The organism is Vibrio sp. 10N.222.55.C7, from assembly GCF_041473335.1.
In the GTDB taxonomy this organism is placed as follows: domain Bacteria; phylum Pseudomonadota; class Gammaproteobacteria; order Enterobacterales; family Vibrionaceae; genus Vibrio; species Vibrio crassostreae_C.
In genome coordinates, this window is the sequence record NZ_JBFRSC010000050.1 from 17,414 (window position 1) to 36,137 (window position 18,724).

19 protein-coding genes and 1 pseudogene are annotated in these 18,724 nt (G+C 44.8%); 12 read left to right on the forward strand and 8 right to left on the reverse strand.

Translation table 11 applies throughout. From position 1 onward, the window contains the following. The first annotated feature begins 596 nt into the window (after positions 1-596). From cyoA to cyoE, 5 genes are read left to right on the forward strand one after another with little or no spacing between them, the layout of a single operon-like run. Entirely contained in the window at positions 597-1,493 is an 897-nt protein-coding gene (gene cyoA, locus AB4482_RS17300) for a ubiquinol oxidase subunit II (RefSeq protein ID WP_372128327.1), read from the forward strand. 5 nt (positions 1,494-1,498) lie between these two features. Next, positions 1,499-3,580 carry a cytochrome o ubiquinol oxidase subunit I gene (gene cyoB, locus AB4482_RS17305; protein WP_372181317.1) on the forward strand — a complete coding sequence of 694 codons (2,082 nt, stop codon included), beginning with the start codon at positions 1,499-1,501 and terminating at the stop codon, positions 3,578-3,580. After that, positions 3,570-4,187, forward strand: a complete 618-nt coding sequence (gene cyoC / locus AB4482_RS17310; RefSeq protein WP_010439790.1) for a cytochrome o ubiquinol oxidase subunit III — start codon at positions 3,570-3,572, stop codon at positions 4,185-4,187. The genes cyoB and cyoC overlap by 11 nt, the downstream gene beginning before the upstream one ends. After that, positions 4,187-4,498 carry a cytochrome o ubiquinol oxidase subunit IV gene (cyoD, locus tag AB4482_RS17315; RefSeq protein WP_372103797.1) on the forward strand — a complete coding sequence of 104 codons (312 nt, stop codon included), beginning with the start codon at positions 4,187-4,189 and terminating at the stop codon, positions 4,496-4,498. The genes cyoC and cyoD overlap by 1 nt, the downstream gene beginning before the upstream one ends. Beyond that, entirely contained in the window at positions 4,459-5,379 is a 921-nt protein-coding gene (cyoE, locus tag AB4482_RS17320) for a heme o synthase (protein WP_372103794.1), read from the forward strand. Before cyoD ends, cyoE begins: the two co-directional genes overlap by 40 nt. Positions 5,380-5,456: 77 nt before the next feature. Here the strand turns inward: cyoE and AB4482_RS17325 are convergent, their stop codons facing one another. The 4 genes from AB4482_RS17325 to AB4482_RS17340 form a co-directional block, all read right to left on the reverse strand. Next, on the reverse strand, positions 5,457-5,945 hold the full coding sequence (locus AB4482_RS17325; RefSeq protein WP_017060200.1) for a hypothetical protein: 489 nt from the start codon (positions 5,943-5,945) through the stop codon (positions 5,457-5,459). A gap of 155 nt (positions 5,946-6,100) precedes the next feature. Beyond that, on the reverse strand, positions 6,101-8,077 hold the full coding sequence (locus AB4482_RS17330) for an alkyl sulfatase dimerization domain-containing protein (protein ID WP_372110973.1): 1,977 nt from the start codon (positions 8,075-8,077) through the stop codon (positions 6,101-6,103). A gap of 267 nt (positions 8,078-8,344) precedes the next feature. Further along, positions 8,345-9,334, reverse strand: coding sequence for an efflux RND transporter periplasmic adaptor subunit (locus AB4482_RS17335; RefSeq protein ID WP_017107610.1), 990 nt, complete (start codon positions 9,332-9,334; stop codon positions 8,345-8,347). Continuing rightward, complete coding sequence (locus AB4482_RS17340) at positions 9,334-9,945, reverse strand: magnesium transporter (RefSeq protein WP_372098169.1); 612 nt, start codon at positions 9,943-9,945, stop codon at positions 9,334-9,336. The genes AB4482_RS17335 and AB4482_RS17340 overlap by 1 nt, the downstream gene beginning before the upstream one ends. 773 nt (positions 9,946-10,718) lie before the next feature. Between AB4482_RS17340 and AB4482_RS17345 the strand changes: the two genes are divergently transcribed. From AB4482_RS17345 to AB4482_RS17365, 5 genes and pseudogenes are all read left to right on the forward strand, one after another. Then, entirely contained in the window at positions 10,719-11,654 is a 936-nt protein-coding gene (locus AB4482_RS17345) for a LysR family transcriptional regulator (protein ID WP_372115050.1), read from the forward strand. Between the two features lie 203 nt (positions 11,655-11,857). After that, positions 11,858-12,235, forward strand: coding sequence for a lactoylglutathione lyase (gloA, locus tag AB4482_RS17350; protein WP_017066787.1), 378 nt, complete (start codon positions 11,858-11,860; stop codon positions 12,233-12,235). 14 nt (positions 12,236-12,249) lie between these two features. Beyond that, positions 12,250-13,347 (forward strand): alkene reductase, encoded by a 1,098-nt coding sequence (locus AB4482_RS17355; RefSeq protein WP_017065285.1) that lies wholly within the window; start codon positions 12,250-12,252, stop codon positions 13,345-13,347. 110 nt (positions 13,348-13,457) lie between these two features. Then, complete coding sequence (locus AB4482_RS17360) at positions 13,458-14,324, forward strand: DMT family transporter (protein WP_017060207.1); 867 nt, start codon at positions 13,458-13,460, stop codon at positions 14,322-14,324. Between the two features lie 121 nt (positions 14,325-14,445). Further along, positions 14,446-14,562 (forward strand): annotated as a pseudogene (locus tag AB4482_RS17365) (cytochrome c); the annotation flags it as partial. Between the two features lie 130 nt (positions 14,563-14,692). On the opposite strand, the gene AB4482_RS17370 reads toward AB4482_RS17365, so the two are convergent. Together AB4482_RS17370 and AB4482_RS17375 are read right to left on the reverse strand one after the other, a co-directional pair. After that, complete coding sequence (locus AB4482_RS17370) at positions 14,693-15,187, reverse strand: peptidylprolyl isomerase (RefSeq protein ID WP_017060208.1); 495 nt, start codon at positions 15,185-15,187, stop codon at positions 14,693-14,695. A gap of 123 nt (positions 15,188-15,310) precedes the next feature. Continuing rightward, positions 15,311-15,919, reverse strand: a complete 609-nt coding sequence (locus AB4482_RS17375; protein ID WP_017066785.1) for a TetR/AcrR family transcriptional regulator — start codon at positions 15,917-15,919, stop codon at positions 15,311-15,313. A 167-nt stretch (positions 15,920-16,086) separates the two neighbouring features. Here AB4482_RS17375 and AB4482_RS17380 point away from each other — a divergent pair, with 167 nt between their 5' ends. Continuing rightward, positions 16,087-17,073, forward strand: a complete 987-nt coding sequence (locus AB4482_RS17380; protein ID WP_372181318.1) for a glycosyl transferase family protein — start codon at positions 16,087-16,089, stop codon at positions 17,071-17,073. A 97-nt stretch (positions 17,074-17,170) separates the two neighbouring features. Here AB4482_RS17380 and AB4482_RS17385 read toward each other — a convergent pair whose 3' ends face one another. Beyond that, a complete protein-coding gene (locus AB4482_RS17385; protein ID WP_029235295.1) occupies positions 17,171-17,467 on the reverse strand; it encodes a hypothetical protein in 297 nt (98 codons plus the stop codon). A 167-nt stretch (positions 17,468-17,634) separates the two neighbouring features. Next, a complete protein-coding gene (locus tag AB4482_RS17390) occupies positions 17,635-17,868 on the reverse strand; it encodes a hypothetical protein (RefSeq protein WP_017060212.1) in 234 nt (77 codons plus the stop codon). Positions 17,869-18,170: 302 nt separating this feature from the next. Between AB4482_RS17390 and AB4482_RS17395 the strand changes: the two genes are divergently transcribed. After that, positions 18,171-18,587 (forward strand): CBS domain-containing protein, encoded by a 417-nt coding sequence (locus tag AB4482_RS17395; protein ID WP_017060213.1) that lies wholly within the window; start codon positions 18,171-18,173, stop codon positions 18,585-18,587. Positions 18,588-18,724: the final 137 nt, after the last annotated feature.

Genomic DNA, 18,724 nt, shown 5'->3' on the forward strand with positions numbered 1-18,724 from the left:
TAGTCAAATTATCCTTTCTGTTAGTCATAATATTCTTTCAATTCGTCACAGTAGTACATCGATGAATGCTTGGTTATCTTGCTGGTGAATGAGTGGGTATTTTGAATAATCTAACCAGTGAATACCTTGTAAATGGTATGTGAATTCACAATCTTGATGGGCGTCACACTTCTATTTATTCGCTCTTTCTAATGTACCTTGAGCTTGCCCCGAGCTTTAGTGGTGAGTGAGTGTTTATCTACTTTTTCTAAATCCCTTGTCAGTACTGGCTCTATCCGTGTAGCACGCTATTGATGTGTGTCTTAATCGCTTACTGCTTCTTAGTTTTCGTCTTCATAAATGGAAGGTTAGTTTCCAAGTTTGTTTGGTGAGCTTTCAATTTCAACTCTTCATAATGCGCCAAATGTAACAATGTATTTCAAAGTGTAACAATTAAGTCATGTTTTCTGTGTGGTTTTAACCCAGCAGTAACGAACCTTATTGCATTGCTTTTTGAGATGCGGCGTTTCACATGCTCAACACATAAATATTCTAATGACCATGACAACCAGTACTCGGGCGTTCGTTCTGAGGCTGGATAACCATCGAGAAAGTTAATGGAAGCTTCAAGATATAAACGCATTTTATCGAGGACAAATTTGTCGAAGATTGGTTTGCTGGGAACCGTTCTGATGCTCGAAGGATGTAACTCCGCATTGCTCGACCCAAAAGGTAGCGTTGGCGTTCAGGAAAAAGAGCTGATTATCACGGCTCTGTTGCTGATGTTGATTGTCGTCATCCCAGTAATTCTGATGACCATCTACTTTGCTTACCGATACCGCGAAAGCAATACCACGGAAGAGTATGCACCAGACTGGGCACACTCAACCAAGATCGAAGTGGTGGTATGGACGATTCCAATCATCATCATCGCGATTCTTGCCACCATCACTTGGCGAACAACACACGAACTAGAGCCTTCCAAGCCTCTGGAAAGTGATGTGCAACCTATGGTGATCGAAGTGGTCTCTCTGGACTGGAAGTGGCTGTTCATCTATCCGGAGCAAAACATTGCGACGGTTAACTATGTTGCGTTCCCGAAAGATGTACCGGTGACGTTTAAGCTGACTTCAGACAACATCATGAACGCGTTCTTTATCCCGCGTCTTGGTTCGCAGATCTACGCGATGCCGGGAATGGTGACCAAGCTGAACTTGATTGCTAACCATGAAGGTGACTTCAAAGGTTTTGCATCGAACTACAGTGGTAAAGGGTTCTCTCAAATGAAATTCACCGCATCAGCTCTGCCTGATCAAGTGGCGTTTTTAAACTGGGTGGAGAAAGTGAAAGCAAGTCCTGATCGTATTGAAGATTGGGAGCAGTTCCGTTCATTGGCTGCGCCAAGTGTGGCTGAACCCGTCACTCTGTTCTCCAGTATCCCACCATTTTTATTCACCGATGTCGTGACCCAGCACCCTGGTTCAATGAACTGTTTGCCGGAAACCCAAGGATAATCGTCATGTTTGGAAGATTAACTCTAGACTCAATTCCCTACCACGAACCCATTATTTTGGTCACGTTAACCATGATCGCTTTAGTGGGCAGCTTAGTGGTGTACGCGGTAACCAAAGCCGGTAAGTGGCAATACCTTTGGAATGAATGGTTTACGTCTGTAGACCACAAAAAATTGGGCTTCATGTACATTGCTGTAGCGATGGTGATGTTAGTTCGTGGCTTTGCTGATGCGGTCATGATGCGTAGCCAGCAATTGCTTTCTGCAGCCGGTGAAACGGGCTATTTGCCGCCACATCACTACGACCAGATCTTCACGGCTCACGGCGTGATCATGATTTTCTTCGTAGCGATGCCTTTGGTTATCGGTTTGATGAACATCATCGTGCCGTTGCAAATCGGTGCTCGTGATGTTGCATTTCCTTATCTGAATAACCTGAGCTTCTGGCTGTTTGTGGTGGGTATTATCCTAACCAATATGTCACTGGGCTTAGGTGAATTTGGCCGCACGGGTTGGTTGGCGTATCCGCCGTTGTCTGGCATTGAGGCAAGTCCGGGAGTCGGGGTCGATTATTGGATATGGGCGCTGCAAATATCCGGTGTGGGTACCACGTTAACGGGTGTGAACTTCTTCGCGACTATTTTGCGCATGCGTACTCCGTCTATGCCAATGATGAAGATGCCAGTATTCACGTGGGCATCTCTGTGTGCCAACATCCTGATCATCATCTCTTTCCCAATCCTAACGGTAACCATCGCGTTACTGACTTTGGATAGATACATCGGCACGCACTTTTTCACCAATGACCTTGGTGGCAACGTGATGATGTATGTGAACCTGATTTGGGCATGGGGACACCCTGAGGTGTACATCCTAATTTTGCCTATCTTCGGTGTGTTCTCTGAAGTGACTGCAACCTTCTCTCGCAAAAAACTGTTTGGTTATACCTCACTGGTATGGGCAACAGTGGCGATCACTATTTTAGCGTTTGTGGTTTGGCTGCATCACTTCTTCACCATGGGTTCTGGCGCCAATGTGAATGCCTTCTTTGGCATCGCGACCATGATTATCTCTATCCCAACCGGGGTTAAGATCTTCAACTGGCTATTTACCATGTACAAAGGTCGTATCCGCTTCACCACACCAATGATGTGGACAGTGGGCTTCCTAATCACCTTTACCGTGGGTGGTATGACGGGCGTATTGATGGCAGTTCCGGGGGCAGATTTCATTCTGCATAACTCGGTATTCCTGATTGCTCACTTCCACAACGTAATCATCGGTGGTGTTGTCTTCGGTTGTTTTGCTGCGATTGGTTACTGGTTCCCGAAAGCGACCGGTTTCACTCTGAACGAGCTTTGGGGCAAACGCGCATTCTACTGCTGGATCATCGGTTTCTTGATGGCGTTCTTGCCGCTTTACGCTCTGGGCTTTATGGGCATGACACGTCGTTTGAGCCAAGACATCAACCCTGAGTTCTTCCCTTTACTGGCGGTTGCGGCTGCAGGTACAGGCGTAATTGCGATGGGTGTGGTGTGTCAGTTCGTTCAGATTTACGTAAGTGTTCGTGACCGCGACCAAAACCGAGATCTAACCGGTGACCCTTGGGGCGGACGTACATTCGAATGGGCGACATCGTCACCACCACCGTTCTATAACTTTGCAAAATTGCCTAAGGGCGATGAGATCGATTCGTTCTGGTATCAAAAGCAAAGTGGTGAGTTTGATCCAACTCAGGAAGAAGAATACGAACGTATTCACATGCCGAAGAACACACCGACAGGCATTTATGTGTCTGCATGGGCGTTGGCATTTGGCTTCGCAATGATCTGGTACATCTGGTGGTTAGCAGCTGCAAGCCTAGTGGGCATCGTGGTGACGTGTATTCAACACAGCTACAACGACGATGTGGACTACTACGTGGAAGTTGAAGAGTTCAAAGCGATTGAAGCGGCTCGACGTGCACAGCTTGAAGAAGCGAAGAAACAGTCAGTGAAAAGCGACAATTCTAGTCGTGGTAACAGCGCTGACGGTGACAGTGATAACAACGAAAATAAAGATGATTTGGAGACGACGTATGCAAGCTAATACTCCGTCACACACTTATGATCTTGCACACTCGCATGATCATCACCACGAAGCCGCGGGCAACAAGTTGTTTGGTTTCTGGGTTTACTTGATGAGTGACTGTGTCCTGTTTGCCACGCTTTTCGCGACTTATGCCGTGCTTGAGAGTGGCTCAATCGCTGGGCCGACAGGTAAAGACATCTTTGAACTGCCGTTCGTGTTTGTCGAAACCATGATGCTGCTGTTCAGTAGTATCACCTTCGGCTTTGGCATGATTGCGATGAAGCGCAAAGACGTGACCGGACTGAAGCGATGGATCAAAGTGACTTTCGTATTGGGCTTAGCCTTTATCTGTATGGAAGTGTATGAGTTCCACCACTTGATTGCAGAAGGTTATGGTCCTCAAGAGAGTGCGTTCCTTTCAGCGTTCTTTACCTTGGTTGGTACACACGGTTTGCACGTAACGTTCGGTCTTATCTGGATGGCGGTGGCGTATCACCAACTTTCAACCAAAGGCTTGAACGACAACATGTCGATGCGTTTCCAGTGCTTAAGTTTGTTCTGGCATTTCCTTGATATCGTTTGGATTTGTGTATTTACCATCGTGTACTTAATGGGGGTGATGTAATGGAACAGCATCTAGACAGCGGTGCAACGGATTACGTGAAAGGCTTTATTGCTTCACTAATTCTCACCATTATTCCGTTCTACATTGTGTGGGCACATGCGCTACCAAACACGGAAACTTACGTGATCTTGTTCGGTTGTGCGCTGGTGCAAATCTTTGTGCACTTTAAGTACTTCTTACATATGGAAGCGAAATCTTCCGATGGGCGTTGGAACTTAGTGTCACTGATGTTTACTGCCATTGTTGTATTGATTCTTATCGCTGGCTCGGTATGGATCATCTACAACATGAACGTCAACATGAAGTTGTAGGCCAAGGTATGCTGAAAAAATATTTGTCTATTACCAAACCGGGCATCATTTTCGGCAACCTGATTTCTGTTGCGGCGGGGTTCTTCCTCGCCGCAAAAACAGAACCAGCCAGTGCGATGTTGTTACTGACGACTTTAGCGGGTGTAGGGCTTGTGATTGCATCAGGTTGTGTTGTGAACAACATCTTTGATCGAGACATCGACCAAAAGATGAAGCGCACACAAAATCGAGAATTGGTTCAAGGAAACATCAATACAGATGTAGCGTTCGTCTATGCCTTGGTTTTACTGCTAGCAGGCACAGCGCTGCTGTTTCAGTTCGCTAATCCGATCTCTGCGGTCATGGTGTTGCTTGGCTATGTGTTTTACGTCTTTTTCTACACCATGTGGTACAAGCGTACATCGGTTTACGGCACTTTAGTCGGCAGTATTTCGGGAGCCGTTCCGCCGTTAGTGGGTTACTTGGCGGTGACGAATTACATCAGCCTTGAAGCGGTTTTGTTGTTCGCGATGTTCTGTTTATGGCAAATGCCGCACTCGCACGCGATCGCGATGTTCCGCCTTCAAGATTATCGAGATGCAGGCATTCCTGTGTTACCGGTGAAAGAGGGCGTCGACAAAGCGCATCAGCACATGAAAGCCTATGTGGTAGCGTTTGGCGCAGTCTCGTTGGCGCTGTTCCTACTCGGAGATGCGGGCTATGAATACCTAGCGGTGTCGGCGGCAGTCTGTTTTATGTGGACTAAAGTGACGTTTCGTAAGGTTGATTGCCTCAACTACATCCAGTGGTCAAAGACTGTCTTTAAAGTGTCTCTGCTGGTGGTGATGAGTATCAGTGGTGTGCTGGGACTGGAGTTGATTCCGTTGCCTACGCTTTTTTGATTTAAGTTTGTCGTTGAACCCTCAATGTTCTGAAGTCCGAGGGTTTGACGACTTTTTATCTGTCCCGCTTTAAGCTATTACCCTTCAAAAATATCACTAAGCCAATCTTCAAGCTGCTCTCGTTTGTCTTGAGGGCCATTGATTACCACTAATCCATTCAGTGTCGCTTGATCCCAAGAGATCGTTCCGTTCGCTAATGCATCGAACACGTCGAGCTCTGTAATAAGCAATAAATCGTTCTCTGTCGGCAAAGTGTCTCTTCCTGAAATGTTCACGCCTTTTTCAATGCTGATTTGGCTGTAGTGACCTTTAATCGCTTCAAATAAGTTGAATTCAATCTTACTCGGATGCGCCTTTGCGAGTGCTGACTTTATCGAAAACAGTTTGAAATGATCCGGTTTATCTAGGTTTCCGAACTCGTCATCTTGCCTTGCTGTGATGACATTGCCAAATACCTCCAGTGAACCGGGCTCTGTCACTAAACTAAATCCGGTTTCTTGGTGTAATCCGCAAGCTAATACCAGAGAAGAACTGAGTGAAAGCAAAAGAACAAAACGTTTTAGCATGTGTGAACCTTAAAAGAAGCGGGGCAGTTTCCTTACTCCAACAATAGACCTAGATCGTTGAGTTAAGGTTGCGAACTGTACCAATAAATAAACGATAAAGGGACCACAATGGGTCCCTAAGTTATCGACTCGCCATCCTTAGCAGCCTTTGATTATTAGCGAACGATGAGCATGATCTCTTCTGGAGTCATTGCCTTATCGAAGTAGCTCATGAATTGACCGAAGCCTTTGATGTCGCCATTCGAGAACGTGAATGCACCAGACTGTAGGTTGGTACCAATCACTTGTTGAGCGTTTGGACCTGCAATCAAGATTTGGTTCAATACTGCACGAGTGGTGTCGATTTGAACGTCTGCGCCTTTCACTGCTTCTTCGTGTAACTGAGCAATACCGTTGCGAATTTCGATAGTGAATGCTTCGTTCGTATCAGAGAAGTTGTACGTTAGCATCATGTTCACGTCTAACGAGTTTTCTGCGATAAGCGTTGAAGTCATCATGTCGAAGATCTGCTTGCTTGGTAGTGCAGTAAGAACGTCAACAGAAGCGAAGCTGATCATGTTAGAGAAGTCACGTTTGTTCTCTAGTTCAGCCGCCGCGTTGAGCGCCCAGTTACGCCAGTTGATGTTCACTTGGTCTGCAGCCCATGCTTTGTAAGCTTGTGCTTTCATCTCACGAGCTTCCATATCTTGCTTGTTTACCGTGATTGGGTAAGAAAGAATTTCTGCTGCAAATGTGTAGTTCTCAGCCTTAATTGCTGCTTGTGCAGTAGTAAGGATGTTGTCACGACCGCCCATGATCTCTACGAATGCTTTAGCGCGTTGCTCGTAAGCCATTGGCTCTAGCTGCCATGGATCCGCTTCGAAGAAACCGTTGTAACCTACGTAAATCTGACGCACGGCGTGTGCAACAGTACCGTAGTGTTCACCTAACCAAGGGTGTTCTGCAAGGTGCTTAGGAAGTTTAACTACTTCAACTAGCTCGTCTGGCGTCATACCTTTGTTCATGTAACGGATAGTTTGATCATGAGTGTATTGAATCGCATCACGGTAAGCCGTTAGTACGTCAGCTACTGCTTCTTTACCTTCAACAGGACGACCGTGAGAGTTAATCATGATCTCAGTGTCGAACTTACGCATTACGTCGATGCCCTTGAACCACATTGATGGGTCACGGAATTTAGTACCACGGATGGTGTGAAGGTTAGGGAAGTTCTCACCTTGAAGTACTTCAGCCGCGTGCAGGATTTTCTGGTCTGGGAAGTAAACCACTAACTCATCTTTAGTTTCAGATGGCACGTTCTCGATGTGCATTTTCACGCCAGAAATTTCGATTTCGATGTGGCTTTGGCTTGGTACAAGCAGGTTTGGTTCGATGAACGAGATAGCACCTTGCATGAAGCGCGGACCAAGGCCGTCGTTTACTGTGCCGTGCTCGCCTTCTTCTACGTGCTTAGCACCTGTGTAAGAAGTACGGTGACCAAATAGAGTACCTAGGTTTGAAGACCAGTTAGCCACTGCAGCGGTTAGGCCTTCTTCAGCGATGATTTTTACTTCACCTGATGCCACTTCTTCGCCAGTCACCCACGCACGCACACCAGAGATGTGGTCGATGTGGTTGTGAGAATAAATGATTGCTTTAACCGGCTTGTCGGTGATTTGACGGAACTGTTCTTTAACCGATTGAGCCATTTCTACCGACTCGCCTGGATCAACAATGATGATGCCGTCCGTACCTTCAATCATGACGGGTGTATCTAGACCGAAACCGTAACCAAGATATACGTTGTCATCTACTTTGATGATTGCTTGGTCCATTTTACGACCATGCTTGGTGAGGATTGGGTGAACATGGTCAGACTCAGCAGTGTAAGCTAGAGAATCGCCTGTTTTAGAAACAACTTGAATACGTTCGCCTTTTCCCCAGAACATGTTTGATTTGTGTTCGAATAGAACCTCGCTCTTGTAGCGAGCATCAAGATCAATGTTTTGGTATTGCGCAGCATTTGCCGTCTGAAGTTCTTGGCCGACTTTCGATGTCGCTTCTACAGTTGGCGTTGCAGATGCAAAACCAGAAGCAAATAGTGCACTTGCGATTGCAACTGGAAGTGCCATTTTTTTGAATGTGTTAGTCATGATAGTGACCTTATATTTGGATACAGGAATTGGATTTCTTGAGCCAAATAATAGACAGGAGAGGGGGCGCTATCTACGCGCTAATAGGATTTCAACCTATCGTTATTACGATGTTTTATTTTATTAATGATTGTATTAGCGATTTTTATTTGATCTGAATCAATTAGCCAGATGAGCTTGTGACAGATACAAAAATGCCCTGAAATTCAGGGCATTTAATTTGGAATTAATGGCTGTTATATAAGTTCTTACCGAGAACCTCAGTACTTACCAAGCACCTAAGTAAGACTTGTAAGATTGTAGGCGAACCGTTGCCGCACCGATTACATCAATAAAGCCCCAGAATGGATGTGGCTTCTCAGCAGAAATCCAAGCTGCGCCAGCTGAACCAATTGGGATATTGAAACCTTCTGGTTCGATGATCTCAAGTACGATGGTACGACCTAAACCGTTACCGTTTCTTACCACGTGTTGACCGACGCTTTGTGGCCCCTGAAGTGGAGAAATACTTGACTCCCCCGTACCTGCATTAAAGCTGTGTACTTTTGCTCGGAACACATGCCCTGGGTAGGCATCAACGAAGAACTCTGCGAAGTCTCCTACTTGAACATAGCCGTAAGTTTGGTCTGAAATACGCATCTCAAGGAATTTTTTGCTGGTGTTGTAGAGGTGCATGTTACCCATGACAGAACCTTCAGCAATATTCACTATCGATACCTGACCATCAAATTCAGCTCTAATGGTTTTCTTCTCTTGCGCCCAATTTACTTTTTGTAGATCGGCTTTTAACGACACAAGTTGAGCGTGCAGCACTCGAAGGTCTGAGTCGTACTTTTCTACGTCACGCATATTGAAGATTTCAGGTGACGTTTCAGCGCGCTCTAAGTCGCGAGTCATTTGCTTGATTTCTTCTTCTTTCTGAACAATTGAAGATTCGATCTTTGCTTTGTCTGCGGCAGAATCGATGTCGACGAGTGTGTAAATTACGTCGCCTTCTTTAACCATTTGGTTGTGCTCAACAAGCACTTTGTCGATCTGCTGACCAAAGATAGGTGACATTACCGCGTGTGGTGCTTTCACTGTGGTTGAGTTGGTTAAATCAACCGGTGCCCATAAGCGAGAGATAACCGCTAATACGGCAAGGATTGTTACGCCGCCAATGGCAGCCCAGGTGTAGTTTTTGAAGTTCTTCTTCAGTGCACCTGTCGCAAACAGTGACCATACAATTAGGATGTATGGAATCATCATCTCTTTCATTATGCGACCTCTTTATTTGTTGGAGTCTTTTCTTTTGAAGGCTGAGCTTCTGGAGACTGTTCTACTGGAGATTGTTTGGTTTGAGACGGCTCCGTTACTGGTTCTTCAGGTGATACGTGGACTACGGAGGCCTCTGTATTAGTCGCGTCTCGTTTAGGTTGTACACCACGGCGAATCACATCACTCAGTGATTGACCAATATGTTTCCAGTTCGCCAATGCGATAACCAATGCGATAACCCAGAATGTTTTGCTGATGAAGAGTCCGCAAAGTGACAGTGCAAACACGATTTGAACGTGAGCGCTTTTGTGCTCTTTTGCTTTATGCACACCCAGTTCATGCAACTGCCACATGCCGTAAACACCGGCTAAAACCACAGCAATGGTCACTGAGAACAAGTAACCAGAGAAGGACTCCATCTGGAAGAAGTTCATCATCATTTCATTGGGATGATTGTTGAATTGAGACATGTCGATGTCTTTAGAATGGATTGTGCCTAATGGTGCAAGAGCCCATGCTCCCGCAAACATCACTGCCATAAACAGGCAGAATTTAATCAAGACCATCACAACGGCCCAGATCTTCTGGAAAACGATTTTTATAAAGTTCATATCTCAACCTAAATAAGGAGAGAGAAAGTGCAGCCTTGGTACAAGACTTTTAGAAGACATCTGAAAGAGGTGTTGAACTCACGTAACCGTATAGACCTACTGAGTCAAAAGTACTAGATGACAATTAAAAATCGCTTTGACCACGTAGACAACGCATTCTCGCGAATAGAGTGTTAAAAACACCTGGCGAAATCATTCTTAAGTAACGTCTACCATTGATAGGTTCGTTTGCTGCATTGGGTTTTAAGGCCGTCTTCCGTGATGTGTGCAACACCATCATCTACACATTTTTAGGTTTTCTGTTTAGGTTAAGAATTGATTTGTTGGCGAAATAATAGGAAGTGTAACTGGTGCTATCTACGCATTATTGCGATATTGAATTATCGTAATTACGATGAATTGAGTGGTTGCTTAAACGTGAGGTGGGTTTATTTGAACAGGCTCAAACTCGGCTTATAAAATATGTCTATTTAATTAGCCTGGATCATAGAAGTGGCTATAAAAGTATCAATAAGGCAGGACGGAAATATTGAATACTCCGACCAGTCTAGGGTGAGTTTGGGTGGATTAAGCGTTACTGGCACAGCGAAGAGATTTAGATTCCAATCTGGCGAATGTGGCAGCTATTCGAAAGAGTGAGTTGTTCTGACATTTTTGCTCTTTACCATATGATGCTTCCTTCTCAGTTTTGTTTTCTCAATGAGCATCCGTTGTTTCATTCTATCGCTTTTACGATAAGATAATTAAATCTATCGCCAAATGAGCACTGAATCATGAGTAATGACATTCCGAATTTTAACTTATTGGCTGTGTTTTCAGCGGTGATGGAGCAGGGCAGTTTGAGTAAGGCTGCCGATCATTTGAATACCAATCAATCGACGATCAGCACTGCGCTCGGCCGACTGAAAAATGAAATTGGTCAAGAGTTGTTTGTGCGCAGTGGGCGAGGGGTTGTGCCTACTGCTTACTCGCAAAGCTTGTATGAGCAAATCAAAGCGCCAATACACGAGCTCAACGGCGTGTTTCAAGGTATGGCTTGGTTTGATGAAGCGAGTACAGAGCGCAGGTTTGTGGCTTCGGTTCCCGAACATTTAAAGTGGATGTTGCTCGATCGATTTTCTCAGTTATCTAACCAAGGCTTATCTCTTGAGGTGTATGACCAACCAGATAGTGATGATCAAGTCCATGAGGATCTATTAACTCAGAAGTTTGATTTGATGATCGACATTGTGTTGCCTGAGCATTCAAGCATGATGAGCGAAAAGCTCTACGACAGTGAGTTTGTGATTGTTTGCCGAAATGGGCACCCTAGGATCAAAGGTGAGATCACCGAGGCGCAATATCTCAGTGAGCAACATGCGGTTTTAGCCAGAACACGTCGCCAAGTAAGAAGTTTGACTCACTACACTTCGTTAGACTTATCCTCGCGTAAAATTGTAATTCACGGCAGCTCTATGGCCAGTAACCTAATGCTGTGTAGCCAGACTGATTACATCACTGTTGTGCCGCTTTCTATGGCGAACCAGTATCAGGAACGTCTTGGGTTACAGTTGTTCAAACCGCCTTTCGATTATCAGCCTATCTCTCATTACCTCATTTGGTTGAAAAAACAGAACACCGATCCGGCACATAAGTGGTTGAGAGAGCAGATCATCAATACGACTAATGACATGTCTAAATCACTAAACAGTTGGCGCTCCGCTTTCTGATCGTCGCCCTATCTTTTGTTTGCCAAATATCTTCTTAACAAATCACTTGTATTAAGTGAGTTATAATAAAAAATTATCACAATGAGAATTTATGATAATTTCATTTATTTGCTGTCAGCTCGTATATTAACCCTAACAAAGAAGTGGGTAACCTCCACTCACGATTATATCGGCTCAGGTTGCTGGGCTAAAAAGGGCGAAATATGAAATTCCTACACACAATGATCCGAGTTACTGATTTAGACAAGTCTATCGAGTTCTACACCAAGGTATTGGGAATGAAGGAACTTGAACGCCACGAAAACAAAGAGTACCGCTACACATTGGTTTTTGTTGGCTATGAGCAAGGCGGCACGACTATCGAGCTAACGTACAACTGGGATACGAATGAGTACGAGATGGGCAGCGCGTTTGGTCATCTGGCATTGGGTGTAGAAGATATTTACGCAGCATGTGACAAAATCAAATCGCTAGGTGGCAACGTCACTCGCGAAGCGGGTCCAGTGAAAGGCGGCTCAACTCATATCGCTTTTATTACTGACCCAGACGGCTACCAAATCGAACTGATTCAACTAGGTTAATCGAGGATATAACAATGACAAACGCACTATTTCAACCAATTCAACTTGGTAATATCGAGCTTAAAAACCGTATTGTTATGCCACCGATGACGCGTTCTCGCGCAACGCAACCTGGTAATTCAGCAAACGATATGATGGCGGCTTACTACGCTCAGCGTGCTTCTGCAGGTTTGATTATTGCTGAAGGCACACAAATTTCACCTATGGGTCAAGGCTATGCTTGGACTCCGGGTATCTATTCTGATGAGCAGATCGCTGGTTGGAAAAAAGTGACTGATGCCGTACATGAAAAAGAGGGCGTTATCTTCGCTCAACTTTGGCATGTAGGCCGTGTAACACACCCAGACAACATTGGTGGTGAACAGCCAATCTCGTCTTCTGCACTTAAAGCACAAAACGTAAAGGTATTCATCGATAACGGTACTGATGAACCGGGCTTTGTTGATGTGGTTGAACCTCGTGAAATGACGAAACAAGACATCAAAGAGGTGGTTGAACAGTATCGCCAAGCGGCTTTGAATGCGGTTGAAGCAGGCTTTGATGGTATCGAACTTCACGCAGCGAATGGTTACTTAATCAACCAATTCATCGATTCTGAAGCAAACAACCGCACTGACGAATACGGTGGTTCAATTGAAAACCGTTTACGTTTCCTAGGCGAAGTGGTTGAAGCTATGGTTGAAGCGATTGGTGCTGACCGTGTTGGTGTACGCCTTGCTCCGTTCACATCGTTGAATGGTACGGTTGACGCTACACCAGTAGAGACTTACACAGCGGCAGCAGCACTACTTAACCTATACAAAATTGTTTACCTGCACATTGCAGAAGTTGATTGGGACGATGCACCTGAAACGCCAAAAGCATTTAAAGCAGCAGTTCGTGAAGCCTACGAGGGTGTCCTTATTTATGCGGGTAAATACGATAGCGAGCGTGGCGAAAAAGCCGTTGCTGAAGGCGTAACTGACATGGTTGGTTTTGGTCGTCCATTCGTTGCGAACCCAGATTTACCAGCTCGTATTCAAAATGGTTACCCACTTGCAGCGCACGATCCAAACACATTGTTCGGTGGTGCTGAAAAAGGTTTAACGGATTACCCAGAATACGCAGGCTAAAAACAGCTGCCTGAAGCAGAGTATTGAGATAGTATCTCGATCCTGTTGAATGTTTATAAAAAGCAACCTTGCAGAGTCGGGTTGCTTTTTTTGTTATTGGACTAAGTAAAATGATGAACGTGAAAGCGATGCGCGGAGAGCTTTACCTTCTATTTGCCACCCTGCTAGCTGGGGTGGGATGGATTGCATCTAAGCTGGTGGTATTAGAAATGCCTGGGCCAGTGTTCATTGGTGTGCGATTCCTCGTCGCGAGTCTTATTCTTCTGCCATTTTGTATTCACCATATTCGTAAGCTTTCGTTTAAGCAGATTCTGTCTCTTTGCGGCGTGGGTTTGTTGTTGTCTGCCTCATTGCAGGTATGGGTGTTTGCAGTTTCGGTGACTGAAAGCTTGTCGGAAGGGGCATTCATCATGAGCTTAGCCATGATCATTGCACCGTTTGTGTCTTGGATTTTGTTTCGAGTTAAGCCTAATCGCGCGTTTTGGATGTCTTTCCCGATCGCGATTATTGGCATGCTGTTGCTGACTTTGGGTAACGGCTGGCATGTTGAGCAGAGTCAGATTTATTTCTTACTAGCATCGATGTTGTTGTCTGTTCACTTTGTGATGAACAAGCGTGTGATTACCAATATCAAGCCTATCGCATCAATCTGTGTGCAACTGTTTGTGGTGGGTGTGAGTGGTTTAGCCTTTGCTTCTATGACAGCTCAGCCGGAGTTCGAAATCACCAAAACCTTAGTCTTCTGGTTTATTGTCTCTGCGGTGATCGCAACGTCTATTCGTTACTTGCTACAAACGGTCGGTCAGCACTCCGTGAACATGGAAGTGGCGGCATTGATCATGATTCTTGAGCCTGTGTGGACGCTGCTGTTAAGTGTGAGTGTGCTTGGCGAAAGTGTAGAGATGCAGAAGCTGCTCGGTGGGGCGGTGATCATTGCTTCACTATTTTGCTATATCAAATGGTCGAGACGAAAATAAAACACTCGGCGCAAGGCCGAGTGTGGGTTGTTTTTCAATACACGTTCAGAGTGTAATAATTTCTAAGCACTAAGCTTGCTAAGCAGTGAACGCGGATAGGAACGAGTTGTTCTTCAAGTGCTTTTCTGAGCCTTATCAGGCGAGTGTTGAACAAGACTTGTCGAGTGCAGAGCAAGGGTTAAATTCTGCGAATAAGACGTGCAAAGGGTGTCACCGTACTTATCGTTCTCGCTGGTAACTATTCTAACAACGAGCTTTGAATACAGGTGGTAAAGTCGAACCTTTACCACCATAGTCCTATCGCACAGCCTTCTTTTCTTTATGCCATCAATTCGAATGCACTAGGGGCGGGAAAGGACGTGAATGAATTAGTCGCGAATAGTGACTTTTGTAATCACAATATCTTCGCAAGGCACATCTTCGTGTCCCCAGCGAATGGTTGTTGGTGCTTTCGCAATTTTGTTTACCACATCCATACCTGCTGAAACCTTACCGAATACCGCGTAACCCCAGCCAGCATTGGTTGTTGAGGTGTGATCTAGGAAATCGTTGTCATCAAGGTTGATGAAGAACTGCGCCGTTGCAGAATGTGGTGCATCAGTCCGAGCCATTGCCACAGAACCAATCACATTCTTCAAACCACGGTTTGCTTCGTTGACGATTGGGGCGCGAGTTGGTTTTTCTGTCATGTCGATAGTGTGACCACCACCTTGAATCATGAAACCTTCAATAACACGGTGAAATGTCGTGCCTTCGTAGAAACCGTCTTGGCAGTATTTAAGGAAGTTTTTCGACGTTACTGGCGCTTTTTCAAGGTTCAGTTCAATCTCGATATCGCCAAAGTTGGTGGTGAAAGTAATCATAGGGCTACCTAAAGTTGAAGTTTTACTGAGTCGTAATGACGAAAGTGGGTTGCAGTATAGGGAAAATAACAGCGGATAGCAGTGATGGTTTTATTGTGGTTGAATTCTCGTCAACCACCAAAATCACGCCTGATATTGTTTAAGGAACATCTCGACACTTGAAGTAATGAGCACTTGCTTGTGTGCAGCATCCGGTGACGGCACATGACCAATGATTTGCGGCCAAAACGCAAAAGACTTAAGCAGACCAATGAACTGCGTGGAGGCGAATTGTGGGTCTAGTTCTACTAAACGACCGTCTGCCAACGCGGCTTTAATCCAGGTTGTAAGTCCACTTTCTGCTTGGGAATATTTTTCCATCGCTTGATGCGCCAGTTCTGCGTTATGGAAATACTCTGAGAACAAAACGCGTGACAGGTCGATGAAGCCTTCAGACTCAAGTAACTCAAGCTCTTGATTGGCTATCGAGGAAAGCTGTTCTTCAAGTGGCAGTTCTGCTTGATATGGGAAATGCGTTGCGGCCAGAGTTTTGCTCCAAATGCTGTCTAGAATCTCATCTAAAAGAAGTTCTTTGCTGGCAAAGTGATTGTATACGGTGCGCTTTGATACTTCTGCGCGACTCGATATTTTATCCATGCTGGTGGCCTTGTAGCCATGCTCAGTAAACTCTGCGATAGCAGCGGCAACGATCGATTCACGTTTTCTTTGGCTCAGCGTTTTTTTTACAGTCATCGGGATACTACTCAATATGTCGCGGTTAGCATTACATACGCTAATTTTACACCAGTAAGTTTACTTTTAGAACACCAATCCGCGTATTGGTAATTCGGTCGATAGCAACTGAATCGCTTTGCAATGCACTGTGGGTATCATAGAATCGAAAGTGTATTCGAATTTTATTGATATCAACGGAAGAGAATAAACAATCAATGAGTAGTATTTTAGAGTGTATTCGTACAGTTGGACGAGGAGAAAGAGGGCGTAAGCCTTTATCGTTCGAACAAGCCTACCGCATCATGGATGAGTATTTAAGCGGAGAAGTCGGTGACGACCAAATGGCTATGCTACTGATGCTGATTCGTGTGCAGAATGAAACCAATGAAGAGATCGCTGGCTTTGTAAAAGCGTTTCAATCTCGAGTGCCAGATTTAGGCGCCGATATTGATTGGCCGTGTTACGCGGGTAAACGTAACGATAACGCCAGTGGCAAGCCTTGGAACTTGTTGGCAGCAAAAATACTCGCTGACAATGGTTATAAAGTGTTAATGCATGGCTATATGGATAAGCTGAGCGGTAGGACGCACGTTGAAAGCCATTTGCAAGATGTCGGTGTGCAAAGTGCTGAGAGCCCTGAACATGCTAAGTCGATTCTTGAACAAGACGGCATTGCTTATTTACCGCTAGCTAACTTTGCGCCCGAAGCACAAACCATGATTGGTTGGAAACACCGCTACGGTTTGAGAACACCAATTAACACGGTAGTTCGAGCATTGAATCCTGGTGGTGGCCGTTTAGGTCTGCGTGGCAGTTTCCATCCTGGCTTTCCACAACTTCATGCGGAAGTTGAGCATGTTATCGGAAATAAATCCCACTCGGTGATTTCATTCAAAGGGATGAACGGTGAGTCGGAATATAATCCTAAAGTTAGCCAAACGGTATGGATGAGCTCTCCTGACAAAGTCGAATCGTTCTACTGGGAAGAGATGATGAACCTAGAGCTGCCACTTCCTAGTCAATGTGTACTTGGCACATCGGCTGAAGATATGGCGCTAATGGCGAATACCGTTGTCGACAGCATGACAGCCATTCTCTTTGCAGAAACGCACGATAAAACTGAGGCATACCAGAAAGCGGTGCGCCTGTGGCATGAGTATTGTGCGCGTTAGATGGTGGTTTGTAATCAATGAGAGAAGGTCAGCGAGCGCTGGCCTTTTTATACTTGATTTCTAGCAAGGGCTTTTCGTGAACGCCCAAACAATAAAGCTACTTCACTCGCATCAAGCGATGCATTTTGTCTTCGAACTGAATCTCAATCACCTGTGAGATTTTCATCTTATCAACACGATCAAGCATTCTCGCTTGGTAATCACGTTTTTTCATCCACTCTAGCGGTTCTTTAAAGCCATCTTCATTAATCACAAACGACTGATCGGTAATAGAGTCTTCAAAGATATGAACCACCCAAATGCGTGATTGGAAATCCAATAACTCACTAAAGTAGCTTTTTAACTTAGATAAGGAATTCGTTAGATACGTTTTAGGTGGGGTTTGGGAAGACATAGTAAACCGTATTTGGACAATGAAAATCGGCAAGGGCGCCGTCTGATCATTATAGCCTTTACCCGTTAGGCTTGTCAGGTCGAATTCGGCAGCCATTCACGGCTATTGCGCTTGCTAATACTACTATGGCTGCCAGTTAGAGATTAACCAAATCAGTGTCGGATTCACTATTTAACGAATAGGCCGAAGTCGATCTCTTGTTCTCTTTGATATTTCACCAGCTTCACTTTTAGGTCGTGTTTTGCTGCTAAATCAATGGCTAAGCATGACATGCGTTTTATCTCATCAACGCAACTTGATATCAGCGGTTTTTCTTGATTATCGATAGTGGCGATGAGTGTGTTTTCTGTACCGTCGTTACCTGCGTAAATATACGCGTACATGTTGTTGTCGTGTTGCATAAACTTCCTAAAACGGGATTTCTAATTATTAGTGAGGTGAAGATTACAGGGTTTATTTACGCAGGCTAGCTCGGCTAAGTAAGGTTAAGCAAGGGAAAGTAAGGCTTTGTAAGGGCTCTTTTTTTTCTTTTTTCTGGCGTTCGAAAACGTGCTCAACCCTTTGTTTGTCTCACTTTTTTGTCTTGTTAGGTTTTGCCTATCAATAAAATTGTTGAAATCCATTTAGTAAAATCAAGATTTTAGACAACAATTAACTTAACAAGATAGAAAATATATGACGCAAAGTATTTAGGGAGAACGCAATGCATTCTATTAAAGTGAAAGATTACATGACGCAGCAGGTTGTGACATTTACTCCTGATATGCCGTTAAGTCTAGCGTTAGACAAAGTGATGCGTAGCCACCATATGGGTGGGCCCGTAATCGATGATAACGAACAAGTGATTGGCTTCCTTTCAGAGCAGGATTTACTCGAGAAACTTGTGAAGGTCAGTTACTTCTGCCAAGACACACACCTTGTGGGTGACTGCATGTACCAAGAAGTGCTGTCGGTGTCACCTGACTTATCCATTATTGAATTGGCGGACATGATGCAGGTTGGAAAACCTAAAGCATACCCTGTGATCGATAATCGAAAACTGGTGGGTATTATCACCAGAACTGATGTTTTGAGAGCAATTGGCAAGAACTTGGAAGAATGCTTCAAACATCAGGTATAGTAGCGTGTTAAGAACGATTATTTTTCTCAATACTCTCAATTGAAAAAAGGCGCACTAGCGCCTTTTTTCCGTATAGCGCTTTTCTTGGTCGATCCTCTCTTTGTGGATCCCTAGCCTGTTGAACAGTTGAACAGTTG

Excerpts from the sequence above, each read along its gene's own strand:
- cyoA (WP_372128327.1), top strand. The coding sequence starts at position 597 with ATGGAAGCTTCAAGATATAAACGCATTTTATCGAGGACAAATTTGTCG.
- cyoB (WP_372181317.1), top strand. The coding sequence starts at position 1,499 with ATGTTTGGAAGATTAACTCTAGACTCAATTCCCTACCACGAACCCATT.
- cyoC (WP_010439790.1), top strand. The coding sequence starts at position 3,570 with ATGCAAGCTAATACTCCGTCACACACTTATGATCTTGCACACTCGCAT.
- cyoD (WP_372103797.1), top strand. The coding sequence starts at position 4,187 with ATGGAACAGCATCTAGACAGCGGTGCAACGGATTACGTGAAAGGCTTT.
- cyoE (WP_372103794.1), top strand. The coding sequence starts at position 4,459 with ATGGATCATCTACAACATGAACGTCAACATGAAGTTGTAGGCCAAGGT.
- AB4482_RS17325 (WP_017060200.1), bottom strand. The coding sequence starts at position 5,945 with ATGCTAAAACGTTTTGTTCTTTTGCTTTCACTCAGTTCTTCTCTGGTA.
- AB4482_RS17330 (WP_372110973.1), bottom strand. The coding sequence starts at position 8,077 with ATGACTAACACATTCAAAAAAATGGCACTTCCAGTTGCAATCGCAAGT.
- AB4482_RS17335 (WP_017107610.1), bottom strand. The coding sequence starts at position 9,334 with ATGAAAGAGATGATGATTCCATACATCCTAATTGTATGGTCACTGTTT.
- AB4482_RS17340 (WP_372098169.1), bottom strand. The coding sequence starts at position 9,945 with ATGAACTTTATAAAAATCGTTTTCCAGAAGATCTGGGCCGTTGTGATG.
- AB4482_RS17345 (WP_372115050.1), top strand. The coding sequence starts at position 10,719 with ATGAGTAATGACATTCCGAATTTTAACTTATTGGCTGTGTTTTCAGCG.
- gloA (WP_017066787.1), top strand. The coding sequence starts at position 11,858 with ATGAAATTCCTACACACAATGATCCGAGTTACTGATTTAGACAAGTCT.
- AB4482_RS17355 (WP_017065285.1), top strand. The coding sequence starts at position 12,250 with ATGACAAACGCACTATTTCAACCAATTCAACTTGGTAATATCGAGCTT.
- AB4482_RS17360 (WP_017060207.1), top strand. The coding sequence starts at position 13,458 with ATGATGAACGTGAAAGCGATGCGCGGAGAGCTTTACCTTCTATTTGCC.
- AB4482_RS17370 (WP_017060208.1), bottom strand. The coding sequence starts at position 15,187 with ATGATTACTTTCACCACCAACTTTGGCGATATCGAGATTGAACTGAAC.
- AB4482_RS17375 (WP_017066785.1), bottom strand. The coding sequence starts at position 15,919 with ATGACTGTAAAAAAAACGCTGAGCCAAAGAAAACGTGAATCGATCGTT.
- AB4482_RS17385 (WP_029235295.1), bottom strand. The coding sequence starts at position 17,467 with ATGTCTTCCCAAACCCCACCTAAAACGTATCTAACGAATTCCTTATCT.
- AB4482_RS17390 (WP_017060212.1), bottom strand. The coding sequence starts at position 17,868 with ATGCAACACGACAACAACATGTACGCGTATATTTACGCAGGTAACGAC.
- AB4482_RS17395 (WP_017060213.1), top strand. The coding sequence starts at position 18,171 with ATGCATTCTATTAAAGTGAAAGATTACATGACGCAGCAGGTTGTGACA.